Source organism: Myroides indicus (assembly GCF_004364575.1).
GTDB classification, from domain to species: domain Bacteria; phylum Bacteroidota; class Bacteroidia; order Flavobacteriales; family Flavobacteriaceae; genus Flavobacterium; species Flavobacterium indicum_A.
In genome coordinates, this window is sequence record NZ_SOAG01000016.1 from 38609 (window position 1) to 52804 (window position 14196).

Consider the following 14196-nt stretch of genomic DNA (forward strand, 5'->3'; position numbering starts at 1 on the left):
TATGTGTTTATGAGTATTCAGATTCGAGAATGGACATGAGCAGTAAGGATCTATACCCGTCATCCGTCTTTATCTCGTCACGTAGAATACCGTCTAAACAGAATCCTTCTGACTTGTACAGATTTGAGGCTCGCTCATTATCTTGAAATACATCAAGCCATAGTTTATTAAACCTGAGTGAGATAAAGCAATATTCTTTGATAAGACGGATACACTGTCTACCAATTCCTTTCCCTTTTTCGCTAATGACTATTCGTCGGAACTCAAGCGACTTATTCGGATTTGTAATACCACATAAAATAATAAATCCGGTTATTTTTCCTGATGATTTATCCCACACGCTGACGTGTGCCATATTTTCATCTTCGATGGCAGCCATATGTTGTTCTCTGGTATAGGGAAGTATACAAGACTTGTTTTCGTCTTCGTTTTCAAGCCTGATTATTTCGGCTATGTCCTCCAAATGAGTTTTCATTAAAAGAATAGAATTATTTTCCATTATAAATAGATTTTGATCTAAAAATTTCAACTTAACTGAAAATGGTTCTATATCTGCAATGAATATCGATATTTCTAAAGAACATTCCATAAAACCAGAGAAATGAATTAAACAAAAGACATATTTTTAATTTAAACAATTAAAAATGAGCAGATACTGTTCGAATTTACAAAGTTTTTTTTGCCTTTAAAATTTTTAAATTAATTGTCATATCTGAGCTGCATCTTTTTTTGAAAGTAATATATGAGTTACATTTTTTTCGAAAAAATGCCCACTTTTGCGATGATAAAAATAGGAAAGAAAAGTATATAAAACAAGAAAACCCTTGATAAACAAGGGTTTTAAAAGTGATCCAGTTAGGATTCGAACCTAAGACCTACTGCTTAGAAGGCAGTTGCTCTATCCAGCTGAGCTACTGGACCTCACTTTGTCGGGGTGGCAGGATTCGAACCTGCGACCTCCTGGTCCCAAACCAGGCGCGATGACCGGGCTACGCTACACCCCGAAAAAACGCGGAGAGACAGGGACTCGAACCCTGGCATCGGTTACCCGATGACAGATTAGCAATCTGCTCCGTTACCACTCCGGCACCTCTCCGTTGCCATAGAGAATTGTTCTCTAATGCGGATGCAAAAGTAGCATTAGTTTTACTATCATCCAAACTTTTTTAAATAAAAAACATAAAAAAATAACACCCTAAAACAAACTTATTATAAATCAACATCCTATAATATTCATCGCGTTTGTTTCAAAGCGTATTTTTTCGTTTAAATCCTCTTCTTTTTAATTTATTTCCTTTCCTCACAATAATCTTAAACTCTTTCTTTTTTTGGTAAAACCTTTACTCAATGTTAACTTGCTCGTAATTTGTTTTCTCTCCAAAATTATTCATGTATATTTGTCTAATTGTTTTAAATTCGCAAAACTTAATTAAATAACTATAAATCATGAATAAAAAAGTAGTAATCGTATCTGCGGCAAGAACTCCAATCGGAAGTTTTCTAGGTAGTTTATCGACTGTTCCCGCTACCAAATTAGGAGCAGCTGCTATAAAAGGAGCTTTAGATAAGATCAATCTTGATATAAACCTAGTAGATGAAGTTTTTATGGGAAATGTAGTTCAAGCAGGAGTGGGTCAGGCACCGGCTCGCCAAGCTGCATTATATGCTGGTTTATCAAAAGAGGTTCCATGTACTACTGTTAACAAAGTATGTGCTTCGGGCATGAAAGCAATTATGTTTGGCGCACAAGCTATTTTATCGGGTGATGCTGAAGTGATTGTTGCAGGCGGAATGGAGAACATGAGCATGATTCCTCACTATGTGCATATGAGAAACGGTCAAAAGTTTGGCCCTTCCACCTTAATTGATGGTCTACAAAATGATGGTTTAGTCGATGCTTATGATAATAATGCAATGGGTGTTGCAGCTGATTTATGTGCTACTGAGCACAATATTACAAGAGAAGAACAAGATGCTTTTGCTGTGCAATCATACGAGCGTTCTGCTAAAGCGTGGGAAAGTGGAAAATTTAATAATGAAGTTGTTCCTGTAGCAGTACCTCAACGAAAAGGAGATCCTGTGATGGTTACTAAAGATGAAGAGTATACTAACGTTAGATTAGATAAAATTGCTTCTTTAAGACCTGCTTTTACAAAAGAAGGAACCGTAACTGCAGCTAATGCATCAACGATCAATGACGGTGCTGCCGCTGTAATATTGATGAGCGAAGAAAAAGCAAACTCTTTGGGATTAAAACCACTTGCTTATATTAAAGGATATGCCGATGCAGCTCAAGATCCAGTCCGGTTTACAACAGCTCCTGCCAAAGCTTTACCTAAAGCCCTCAAAAAAGCTAATATTGCTATTGAGGATATAGATTTCTTTGAATTTAATGAGGCATTTTCTGTAGTAGGTCTTGCTAATTCTAAAATATTAGGACTAACCTCTGACAAAGTTAATGTAAATGGCGGTGCAGTATCTTTAGGACATCCATTGGGATGTTCGGGAGCAAGAATTATTGTAACCTTATTAAATGTTTTAGAACAAAATAATGGAAAAATAGGAGCTGCTGCAATTTGCAACGGCGGTGGCGGTGCTTCTGCTTTAGTTCTTGAAAGAGCTTAATTTTCAAAATTGAAAAAAAGAAGAAAGAAGTGAAAAAACATTTTTTTGACTTCTTTCTTTTTCTTTTTCCATGGTCTATATCTTTTTCTATTTTAATAACAATGTACGCAATCTGTAATTTATCTATTGTTCCTTTAAGAGCCGAACCTTCGGATAAAAGTGAAATGACTTCTCAAGTCTTATTTGGAGAGCATTTTACTGTATTAGAGCAAACAGAAAAGTGGTCAAAAATAGAATTAGCTTTAGATCATTATCAAGGGTGGATTGACAATAAACAATTTCAAGCAATTTCAGTCGAAGACTTTCAGTTTCTTCAACAACAACCAACGCTCTTATCCGGAAATTTAGTAGATTTTGCCTCTTCTTCTAAAAACCAACTGTTACCTGTTTCTATTGGCAGTTCTTTGTCTTTTTTAGACAGCAGTTCTATTAACATCGAGCAATTTATTTATGAAGGAGAAAAAGTTTTTGGCAAAAAAGAAAAAAAGCAACTTTTAAATACTGCCTTTATATACCTCAACGCACCATATTTATGGGGAGGGAAAACTCCGTTTGGAATAGACTGTTCCGGTTTTACACAAATGGTTTACCGAATTAATGGATATCGCATTCCACGCGATGCATCACAACAAGCTAATGTTGGAGAAGTATTAAGTTTTATCGAAGAGAGCGAACCCGGAGATTTAGCTTTTTTCGACAATCAGGAAGGCAATATTATCCATGTAGGAATTATCATGGATAATAACTACATTATACATTCTCATGGAAAAGTAAGAATAGATCGTCTGGATCACTTAGGTATCTATAACATTGATTCTGGAAGACATACACACAAACTACGTGTAATTAAAAAAATTATATAGTATTTTTCAATTCTGAAACAATTTATTGTTAAATAAATTTCTTAAATAAAAAAGGTATCTTTGTCGAAATTCGTACATTATGAACACTTTCGAGCAATTTAATCTACCGAAAGCCCTGCAAAAAGCTCTTGATGAGCAAAATATAACCACTCCTACTCCCATTCAGGAAAAATCTTTCTCTGTTATTATGTCAGGAAAAGATGTCTTAGGAATAGCGCAGACAGGAACTGGAAAAACATTGGCTTATCTGCTGCCTATTTTAAAGCAATGGAAATTTTCCAATACAGATACCCCAAAAGTAATTATTTTAGTTCCTACTCGTGAATTAGTTGTTCAGGTTGTTCAGGAAATAGAAAAGTTAACTTTATATATGTCTGTCCGAACTTTAGGAGTATATGGAGGAACCAACATCAATACTCAGCGAAACGCTGTTTATGAAGGGGTAGATATTGTTGTTGGAACTCCCGGAAGAACAATGGATTTGGCATTGGACGGTGTACTTCGGTTTGACAATTCACAAAAATTGGTCATTGACGAATTTGACGAAATACTTAATTTGGGATTTCGGACACAGCTTACTTCCATTCTTTCAATGATGAAAAACAAAAGACAAAATATTTTGTTTTCGGCAACTATGACAGAAGAAGTTGATGAAGTATTGGACGAATATTTTGATTTTCCGCAAGAAGTTTCTCTTGCCTCTTCAGGCACGCCTCTCGAAAAAATTGATCAGCAAATCTACTTTGTTCCAAATTTCAATACAAAATTAAATTTGTTAATGTACCTATTAGCCGACAAAGATCTTTTTAACCGCGTTTTGATTTTCATTAATAGCAAACGGTTGGCTGATGTAGTAATGGAAAAACTGGAAGAATTTTTTCCAGATGAATTTACAGTAATTCACTCCAACAAATCACAAAACTTTCGATTGAGATCCATGGCTGAATTTCAGGCCAATGAACTAAGAGGTTTACTAACAACAGATATTATGGCACGCGGATTAGATATTTCCGATATCAGCCATGTTATAAACTTACAGTTCACAGAATCACCTGAACAATATATCCACCGCATTGGTCGTACAGGTCGTGCAGATAAAAATGGTATTGCTATTTCTTTAGTAGATCCCAAAGAAGAAGAGATGAAATTAAATGCAGAAATTTTAATGGAAAAAGAAATCCGTCAAATTCCAATTCCAGAGGCAGTAGAAATTTCTGATCAGCTTATGGAGTTTGAAAAGTCTAAACTAAAATCAAAACAGCTGACTAAAATTAAAAAGACGGAGGAAAAAGGTGCTGCTTTTCATAAGAAAAAAGAAAAAAACACAAAAGTTAACCTTGGAGGTCCGGGAAAAAGAAACCCTCGAAAGACAAAACCCAGGAATCGCGCCGTAGATGCTAAACGAGCTACAAAGCGAAAAAACAAATAAAAAAAGCTGATTTAATAATCAGCTTTTTTTATTTGTTTAATCCTGTATCATTTTTTCCACATCTTCTGGTTTATGCTTATATTTAAATACGATTGCAAATAATACGGTTACCACTAAGGAATATAATGAAAAAATAATCCAGGAATGTCTCCAACCTTCTAACTGCAAAGTCAAGTCCTCTTGGCTATATACGTAGTGGTTTACTACAGCCTGAGCAATAAACATTCCCAACGTTGCACCAAATCCGTTTGTCATCATCATAAACACGCCTTGTGCAGAAGAGCGAATATCTTCTGTAGTTTCATTATCTACGAATAGTGAACCGGATACATTAAAAAAGTCAAATGCTATTCCATAAACAATCATCGACAGAATAAACATCCATACACCGCTGCCTGGATCGCCAACTCCAAATAAGCCAAATCGAAGTACCCAAGCTACCATTGACATTAACATCACAACTTTTATCCCAAACCGCTTTAGAAAAAACGGTATTAGCAAAATACACAGTGTTTCTGATATTTGAGATAATGAAATCAATGCATTTGCATTACTAGCTCCCCATGTATTTGCGTATTCGGGAATATTTTTAAATGTTGTAATAAATGGATTGGCATATCCGTTTGTTATTTGAAGTGAAACTCCTAAAAGCATTGAAAAGATAAAGAAAACAGCCATCTTTTTCTGTTTAAATAAAGCAAATGCTTTTAAACCAAACGCTTCTGCAAGTGTTTTTTTAGTTCCTGATTTAACAGGACAATTGGGAAGCACAAAACTGTATAAAAAAAGAACAACACCCAAAAAACCTGAAACATAAAATTGATGATAGTCTTGTTGAAAACTAATAAAACCGATACTGCTGCTAAAGTTAAACCCTAATACTCCGTCTGTATATCCAAAAAAATTGACAAAAAGCATAGCAAAAATAAACCCCACCGTTCCAAACGTACGGATAGGCGGAAAAGCTTTTATTACATCCAATTGATTTTGTTTCAAAATAGAATAAGCTGTAGAATTGGACAAAGCAATTGTTGGCATAAAGAAGGCTACACTAATGGTATATAATGTAAAAATAGTTGTAAAGTCTACACTACTTCCTGATATATATCCGTAATAACCCGTAGCAAACATAAAGACTGCTGCTAATAAATGATTTATTCCCAGTAATCTCTGAACGGGAATCCACCTGTCAGCAACTATTCCCATAATTGCGGGCATAAAAATAGATACAATTCCTTGCATTGCATAGAAAGATCCTATTTTCGGTCCTAAGCCCACAGCACCTAAATAGTTTCCCATAGACGTTAAATAGGCTCCCCAGACTGCAAATTCCAGAAAGCTCATAAACGTTAGTTTTAGCTTTACATTCATAATGTATTATTTATTTTCAAGGAAGTCGCAACTCAGTTAAATTCAGGAGTTCGATTCTCTCCTTCATATTAAGTTCTCTCTGTTACTAATTTCATTATTAGATCAAACTGTTCAACTCTTGATAAATCTGAATTATCTATTTCTATTGCATCTTCAGCTTTTATTAAAGGTGAATCTTTTCTTGAAGTATCTATTTGATCTCTTTCTATTACATTGCGGAATACTTCATCATAATCCACAGATGCATTTTTTTCTTTCAGCTCCTTAAAGCGCCTTTCTGCTCGAATTTCAGGAGAGGCTGTCATAAAAATTTTAAGCTCTGCATCGGGAAAAACAACTGTTCCAATATCTCTCCCATCCATGATAACGCCTTTTAATTTTCCAAAATTTTGCTGTTGTTCGACCAGCTTTCTCCTAACTTCCGGTACCTCTGCTACCTGACTCACAAATTTAGATACTTCTAACGTGCGAATTACTTCTTCAACATTTTCTTGATTCAGGTAAATCTCTGCAAAGCCTTTTGCTGCATTATATTGAAAATTCAATTCTATCTGCTCTAAACTGTTAATTAAGTCTTCCTTCTTAAAACATTCTTTATCGATCATTTTTTTACGCATGGCAAATAGTGTAACTGCTCTGTACATAGCTCCTGAGTCAATATAGACGTATCCTAGCTGTTTTGCTAATGATTTTGCCAATGTACTTTTTCCTGTTGAAGAAAACCCGTCAATGGCTATAGTTATTTTTTTCAAAATAAATACTTTTTAATTAATTCAAATCAATTGAAACACCAAACATACTTGTATTGGCAGCTACAGTCTGTCTTGCATATGAATAGTCAAACTTAAATCGATTGTATTTAAAGCCCGCTCCTGCTGTAAATCCAGAAAAATGTCGCTGATCCACAATACGCAATTCCTCCCCTTTTCTAAAATTGTATCCCACTCTTAAATTAAATTTTTTATCAGGAAAAAGCTCTATTCCTACAGTAATATGCCTCAGGGCATTATTAAAAAAACTTATCTTTTCTTCTTTTCTATTACCCTCCAAATCTGCCTCGCCTCTATTGGGATTAGAATATGATAAATCCCACTTCTGTAAATTATCTAAAGCTAGATGCCAGCGCAAAGGTACATTTTCTAATTTTTTTGAAAGTGCTAATGCAATATCTAACGGCATTTTTTCGCGATGCTCTGCATAAGAAGTTATTTGTCCTCCCAAGTTTCTAATTACAAAAGCAAAGTCTATATTACTATCTTCATCTTTGTATAACACACCTAAATCAACAGCCGCTCCTAAAGAATTATAAATTTCCATATTAGAAAAAATAAACTTAGCATTCACCCCAAAATACCAATTGGTACGTTCAATATTATAGGATGTTCCTAAAGACAGTGCTACTTCATTACCGGAAAAACTTCCAACCGGATTTCCCCACTCATCATATCCTTCAATATCACCGTAATTAATATAGTTAACACCTATAAACAGATTTTTGTGATCGTCAAAAGACTTTACATAAGCCGCAGATCCGTAATTTATAGCATTAAAAACTCTGCTAAAATTAAGCGATAATTGATTGTTCATTGTTTTGCTGATACTTGCGGGATTAGAAAAAGACAAAGAAACTTCGTCTCCTGAATTAGTGAAGTTTTTACCTCCAAGAGCTCCTTGTACGGGCGAAGTAGTCAGGTTTAAAAACTGATAAGTATAATCTCCTCCAACTTGTGCTGCCAAACTGTAGGAGATTATACTAAATAATAAAACAAATCTTTTAAACATTCAACTTCTGTAATTATAACTGTGACGAATCACTAATAGCTAAGATATTATTTTTCTTGACACAAAAATAAAAAAGAAAAGCACAGTTTTGTACAGAACTGTGCTTTTAAATTATTAATTATGTTTAGTCTTACTTTTCTTCCGTTTTAAATTCTTTTGGTTTTTTTACCTTTTGATTTGTTATGGCAATCGCTAAAACTTCTTCCATTTTATCTACATAATGAAACGTAAGCCCTTTCAGATAATTTTCTTTTATTTCCTCTATGTCCTTTTTATTGTCTTTACACAGAATTATTTCTTTAATATTAGCTCTTTTAGCTGCTAAAATCTTTTCTTTAATTCCGCCTACCGGAAGAACTTTCCCTCTCAAAGTTATTTCTCCTGTCATAGCTAAGTTTTTCTTGATTTTATACTGAGTAAAAGAAGAAACCATTGACGTTAGCATAGCAATACCCGCACTTGGACCATCTTTTGGCGTAGCCCCTTCGGGAACATGTAAATGGATTTTATAATTATCCAAAACACTCTGAGATATTTTCAATTCATCAGCATGAGCTTTAATATATTCTAAAGCAATTGTAGCTGATTCTTTCATTACATTCCCTAAATTTCCCGTAATGCTTAACCCTCCTTTTCCTTTAGAAACAATGGATTCAATATACAGAATATCTCCACCTACACTTGTCCAAGCCAAGCCAGTTACAACTCCTGCTACATCATTGTTTTCATATTTATCTCTTTCAAAACGCGGAGCCCCTAAAATTTGTCTCACTTCCTCTTCTGTTAATTTCACTTCATATGCTTCCTCCATAACAATTTTTTTAGCAATTCCGCGAGCTATATGTGCCAACTGCTTGTCCAATCCTCTTACCCCAGATTCTCTTGTATAATTAGTCACGATAAATTCCATAACTTTTTTATTTACAGAAACATTTTGGGGTGTAAGCCCATGCTCCTTTAATTGTTTGGGCAGTAAGTGCTGTTTTCCGATTTCAATTTTTTCTTCAATCGTATAGCCATTCATTTCTATGATCTCCATTCGATCGCGCAACGCCGGCTGAATTGTATTCAGACTATTAGATGTAGCGATAAACATTACTTTAGAAAGATCATATCCCATTTCTAAAAAGTTGTCGTAAAAATCTGAATTTTGTTCCGGATCTAATGCTTCTAATAAAGCTGACGAAGGATCTCCATTATAACTTGATGACAATTTATCAATTTCATCCAATAAAAAAACCGGATTGGATGTTTCTGCTTTTTTTATACTTTGAATAATACGACCAGGCATTGCTCCAATATAAGTTTTTCTATGCCCTCTTATTTCCGCTTCGTCCCTTAATCCTCCCAGTGAAATTCGGACATATTCACGTCCCAGAGCTTCCGCTATTGATTTTCCAATAGATGTTTTCCCTACTCCCGGAGGTCCGTACAAACAAAGAATTGGCGCCTTTAAATCGTTGCGAAGCTTTAAAACCGCCATGTGTTCTAATACTCTTTTCTTAACATCCTCTATCCCGTAATGGTCTCTGTTTAAGATTTTTTGTGCTTTGTTTAAATCAAACTGATCTTTTGAATAGGTATTCCAAGGCAGGTCTAATATTAACTCTAAATAATTCCTTTGAATACCGAATTCAGCAACCTGTGGATTCATTCTCTGAAATTTGAGTAATTCTTTGTCAAATCTTTCTTTAACTTCATTATTCCACTTTTTATTTTTAGCACGCTGACGCATCTCTTCAAACTCTTCTTCATTAGAAAAACCGCCTAACTCTTCCTGTATCGTTTTCATTTGCTGATGCAGAAAGTATTCTTTTTGCTGTTGATCTAAATCAATCCTAACTTTTGATTGAATATTATTGCGCAATTCTAATTTTTGCAATTCAATATTCATAAATCTCAATGTTTCAAAAGCTCTGTCTTTTAAATCATTTATTCTCAACAATTGCTGTTTTTCTTCTACCGAAAGGTTCATATTAGAAGAAACAAAATTGATCAAGAAAGAATTGCTCTCTATATTTTTAATCGCAAAAGTTGCTTCTGACGGAATATTTGGACTTTCTTTAATAATTTCAACGGCAACCTCTTTAATAGATTCCACTACCGCTAAAAACTCTTCATTATTTGCTTCCGGATAAGTTTCTGTCCGCTCTTGAATCCTCGCCTTTAAAAAAGGTTCCTCCTCAATTATTTCGACCAGATCAAAACGCTTTTTCCCCTGTAATATAACTGTTACATTACCATCCGGCAGCTTTAATACTTTTAAAATACGAGCTACAGTTCCTTCGCGATAAATATCTTTAACTCCCGGATTTTCTGTCGACTCGTTTAGCTGAGCTACTACGCCTATTGTTTTATTTCCTTTATTTGCTGAAGTCAAAAGCTCAATCGATTTATCTCTTCCTGCCGTAATCGGAATGACAACTCCGGGAAAAAGAACCATATTTCTCAAAGGTAAAATGGGCAACTCCTCGGGAAGTTCCTCTCTTTTGATTTCCTCTTCGTCCTCAGAAGTTAACAAAGGAATAAACTCAGAATCCCCATCCACAATATCTTGTAACGACAGATTGTCAAGTGTTATAATTTTTTGATTTGCCATAATTTCATTTGCGTCATTTTGTCAGTATTTGATATTTAAATACAAAATTTCCTTTTTCTTTATTTTCACAACACACTGAAAACCAAACGACTTCTTTCTTTTATATTAGATATATAGATATATTAGTCAATCTTTATGCCATAAAAAAGCCTGCTTCTGGAAGCAGGCTTTTTTATTATTTTACGTTGTTTATTTTAATTTTTATAATTCAATAACGGGCGGTTGCTCTGGTTTTTGAATTTCAACTCTCGCCACAAACTCCCCTTCTGTCATTTGTAAAACATGCGTGCCTCTATCTTCTCGAAGTTTAAAATCGAATCTTCCATAGTATCTTTTAAAAGTTTTATTCTCTTGAAATACATCCTCAATTTTATCGATTTTTAAATAACTACCATTTAACGCAGAGTCTTCATTATTTGAAAAATACTTTACACCATACAAAGAAGTATAACTCACCGAAAAGTCTTCATAAGTATAATCCCCTAATTGAATATCAACTGGAAATTGAAGTTTTAAATTTTGATTTCTATAACTTGGATTAAATGCATTGAAAGTAATTTGATTTGTATCGGAATTATGAATAGTATTTATTTCTAAATCTTTCAAAGGTTCTCCATCTACTAAGGTATAAAGGAAGCTCCCCGAAGTATTAGAAGTGGCTCTTTCATAAGGTAAATTTCCGAATTCTCCCTCTATCGTAAAATTGTCAAGGTGATTTATATTTAGTGTATTCGGCAACATTTCAATTTTGAATGTTCCATCAATAACTTTTGCTTCTTTATTGATTCTATTTATTTTTACCATACCACTTTTCCATTCAGGTCTTTCTGGATCTTGAGAGGTTGCCATATCAAAATGCTCATCTATCTCTTCTCCATAGAGATAAATTGCTACATTTACATTAGTAGGAAAACTTCCTTCTTGAAATTTCAATAAATTAATTTGAAGTACATCTTTCTCTTCTTTTCCCAATTTTGACACAACAATGGATAAAGCTCCTTTATTAGTAAGTTGTGCTTTTACATCATCCCTTACATATGCACTATCTTTTAAAAGAACTGTAAAATAAGGTTTTCCCACCAATTCAGGGTTATCTAAATTAGAATTAGAAGATTCTTTATCACACGACGTAAACAAAGTTGTTGTTAAAAATGATAAACAAATTGCACTTAATAAAATAACTCTTTTCATATAATCTAATTACTCTTATATATAGCTCCAAATATATAATTTTTTTTACATTATGTTATATCCTTGTTAACATTTAACATTTAATCTTATTTTATAGTTTTATATTCACCTTTTACCTTAGGTACCCTCAGTAAAAGTACAAATCCCAATACAAAAAACACGATAAGTAGTAAAATTGCATTTTGCATTTTTCCTGTTATATCGCTGATAAAACCATAAAACAGCATCCCTACTACAATTCCTATTTTTTCAGTAACATCATAAAAACTAAAAAAAGAAGTAGTATCTGTTGTTTTATGCAGCATTTTAGAATAAGTAGACCTGGATAAAGACTGAATGCCACCCATAACTAATCCTACCAATCCTGCAGCTACATAAAATTCATTAGGCAAAACAATTGTATAAGCATAGACACATATTCCCACCCACAAAATATTCAATACACATAGAGTATATATATTTCCTATTTTTTCTGATAATTTTGCAGTAAGATACGCTCCGAAAACAGCTACTAACTGAATAACTAAAATACTAATAATTAAACCTGTTGTCCTTTGGCTATCTGACTGCCATGCAATTTCCTTTTCGCCAAAATAAGCAGCTATTATCATTACGGTCTGTACAGCCATACTATACACAAAAAATGCTATGAGGTATCTTTTTAGCGAATTATAGTCTTGAAGTTCTTTCCAAACTTTTTTAATCTCTCTAAATCCTTTAAAAAAAATAGAATACGTCAATTTTTTATCTTTTTTAAAATCCGGCAGGTGTTTAAAAGTATACAAACTAAAACTTATCCACCACAGACCTACCAACAAAAAAGAACAGCGCATAGCGGATAAGGCTGAACTAAAACCTAAAACATCATATTTCATTACCATTCCTAAGTTGACGAGTAATAAAATCACACTGCCAATATACCCTAGAGCATATCCTTTAGCACTAATTTTATCTTGTTGGTTTTCAAATGCAATATCAGGAAGATATGAGTTATAAAAAACTAAACTCCCCCAAAAACCAATCAATCCAAACATATAAATTAGCAAACTAACACCAATATATTCTAAACTAAAAAAATATAACAGCATACAGGACAAAGCTCCTATAACACAAAACAATTTCATAAAAAATTTTTTCGTTCCTAAGTAATCTGCTATACCTGAAAGCAATGGAGAACATACGGCCACTATAAGAAATCCTACAGCCGTAACATAACTAATAATAGATTCGCTTTTTATTTCTACTCCAAAAAACGGATAAGTATCTATGCTTAATTCTCTAAACAGTGCCCCGTAATACAGTGGAAAAATAGAAGAAGATATCACTAATGCATAAACTGAATTTGCCCAATCGTAAAATGCCCATGCATTTAAAATCTTTTTGTCACCTTTAACAAAGTTTGCCATATAATTAAAATAGAGTAATTTCTAACAGAAAAGCTATCTCAACTCACATTAAGATAGCTTTTTTCTCTTTATTTATTACTTAAACGTTACACCAAACCTAGCTGCTTCAGCTTTAGCTTGTGGTATCATTTTCTTTAAATCGTTGATGCGCTGTTCATTGCTTGGGTGAGTACTAAAAAAAGAAGATCCGCTCCCACCTCCACTATTCGCAGCCATCCTTTGCCAAAAATCAACCGCTTCTTCCGGATTATATCCGGCAATAGCCATTAATGTCAAACCTATCTTATCAGCTTCACTTTCATGACTCCTGCTGAAAGGCAACATTCCTCCATAATTAGAACCTAAACCGTAAGCCATAGAAAGCGCTTCTTTAGTAGCTGCGCTTGAATTGCTTGTTGCAGCATCAACAGCCACAGCTCCTACCTGCTGTAAAATACCAGCACTCATTCGCTGTTGTCCGTGGTTAGCTAAAGCATGGGACACCTCATGCCCCATTACTGTAGCAATTCCTGCATCATTTTTACATATTGGTAAAATACCCGTGTAAAAAACTATTTTCCCTCCCGGCATACACCAAGCATTCACTTCTTTACTATCTACTAAGTTGTATTCCCATTGATAGTCTTTTAAATAACTTGAGTATCCATTAGATTTCAACCACAGCTCTGCCGCTGCCTTGATTTTTTTGCCAACTTCTTCAATTCTTTGAGCATCTTTAGTGCCTTTTATTACTTTATGTTCTTTTAAAAACTCGTCATATTGCTGAAAAGACATAGGGAATATTTCACTATCAGAAACAAAAGCCATTGTATTTTTTCCAGTAAACGGATTGGTTTTACAAGAGTTTAATGCAAAAAGTACTATCAAACAAATCAAAACTTTTTTCATAATTTCATTTTTTATCAAAAATAACAGTTAATTGTTAAGTTG

General features: G+C 33.9%; 11 protein-coding genes and 3 tRNA genes. 3 read left to right on the forward strand and 11 right to left on the reverse strand.

Features of this window, described 5'->3' with window-relative positions:
* Positions 1 to 7: 7 nt before the first annotated feature.
* The 4 genes from C8P70_RS07920 to C8P70_RS07935 all read right to left on the reverse strand — a co-directional run bounded on the left by C8P70_RS07920 (position 8) and on the right by C8P70_RS07935 (position 1096).
* On the reverse strand, positions 8 to 475 hold the full coding sequence (locus tag C8P70_RS07920; RefSeq protein ID WP_166666200.1) for a GNAT family N-acetyltransferase: 468 nt from the start codon (positions 473 to 475) through the stop codon (positions 8 to 10).
* Between the two features lie 372 nt (positions 476 to 847).
* A tRNA-Arg gene (locus C8P70_RS07925) sits at positions 848 to 921 on the reverse strand.
* A gap of 8 nt (positions 922 to 929) precedes the next feature.
* Positions 930 to 1004, reverse strand: a tRNA-Pro gene (locus C8P70_RS07930).
* An 8-nt stretch (positions 1005 to 1012) separates the two neighbouring features.
* Positions 1013 to 1096, reverse strand: a tRNA-Ser gene (locus tag C8P70_RS07935).
* 350 nt (positions 1097 to 1446) lie between these two features.
* Between C8P70_RS07935 and C8P70_RS07940 the strand changes: the two genes are divergently transcribed.
* The 3 genes from C8P70_RS07940 to C8P70_RS07950 all read left to right on the forward strand — a co-directional run bounded on the left by C8P70_RS07940 (position 1447) and on the right by C8P70_RS07950 (position 4917).
* A complete protein-coding gene (locus C8P70_RS07940) occupies positions 1447 to 2625 on the forward strand; it encodes an acetyl-CoA C-acyltransferase (RefSeq protein ID WP_133712803.1) in 1179 nt (392 codons plus the stop codon).
* A 101-nt stretch (positions 2626 to 2726) separates the two neighbouring features.
* Entirely contained in the window at positions 2727 to 3488 is a 762-nt protein-coding gene (locus tag C8P70_RS07945) for a C40 family peptidase (RefSeq protein WP_133712804.1), read from the forward strand.
* A 79-nt stretch (positions 3489 to 3567) separates the two neighbouring features.
* Positions 3568 to 4917, forward strand: coding sequence for a DEAD/DEAH box helicase (locus C8P70_RS07950; protein ID WP_133712805.1), 1350 nt, complete (start codon positions 3568 to 3570; stop codon positions 4915 to 4917).
* Positions 4918 to 4953: 36 nt separating this feature from the next.
* Here C8P70_RS07950 and C8P70_RS07955 read toward each other — a convergent pair whose 3' ends face one another.
* From C8P70_RS07955 to C8P70_RS07985, 7 genes are all read right to left on the reverse strand, one after another.
* Positions 4954 to 6288 (reverse strand): MFS transporter, encoded by a 1335-nt coding sequence (locus C8P70_RS07955; RefSeq protein ID WP_133712806.1) that lies wholly within the window; start codon positions 6286 to 6288, stop codon positions 4954 to 4956.
* Between the two features lie 68 nt (positions 6289 to 6356).
* A complete protein-coding gene (cmk, locus tag C8P70_RS07960; protein WP_133712807.1) occupies positions 6357 to 7040 on the reverse strand; it encodes a (d)CMP kinase in 684 nt (227 codons plus the stop codon).
* 16 nt (positions 7041 to 7056) lie between these two features.
* Positions 7057 to 8070 carry a type IX secretion system protein PorQ gene (gene porQ / locus C8P70_RS07965; RefSeq protein ID WP_133712808.1) on the reverse strand — a complete coding sequence of 338 codons (1014 nt, stop codon included), beginning with the start codon at positions 8068 to 8070 and terminating at the stop codon, positions 7057 to 7059.
* 130 nt (positions 8071 to 8200) lie between these two features.
* A complete protein-coding gene (gene lon / locus C8P70_RS07970; RefSeq protein ID WP_133712809.1) occupies positions 8201 to 10669 on the reverse strand; it encodes an endopeptidase La in 2469 nt (822 codons plus the stop codon).
* A gap of 201 nt (positions 10670 to 10870) precedes the next feature.
* The gene (locus C8P70_RS07975; RefSeq protein ID WP_133712810.1) at positions 10871 to 11860 is read right to left on the reverse strand and encodes a DUF6252 family protein; all 990 of its coding nucleotides are present in this window, start codon (positions 11858 to 11860) and stop codon (positions 10871 to 10873) included.
* A gap of 86 nt (positions 11861 to 11946) precedes the next feature.
* Complete coding sequence (locus C8P70_RS07980; protein WP_133712811.1) at positions 11947 to 13266, reverse strand: MFS transporter; 1320 nt, start codon at positions 13264 to 13266, stop codon at positions 11947 to 11949.
* A 75-nt stretch (positions 13267 to 13341) separates the two neighbouring features.
* Positions 13342 to 14154, reverse strand: a complete 813-nt coding sequence (locus tag C8P70_RS07985) for a M48 family metallopeptidase (protein WP_133712812.1) — start codon at positions 14152 to 14154, stop codon at positions 13342 to 13344.
* Positions 14155 to 14196 lie beyond the last annotated feature (42 nt).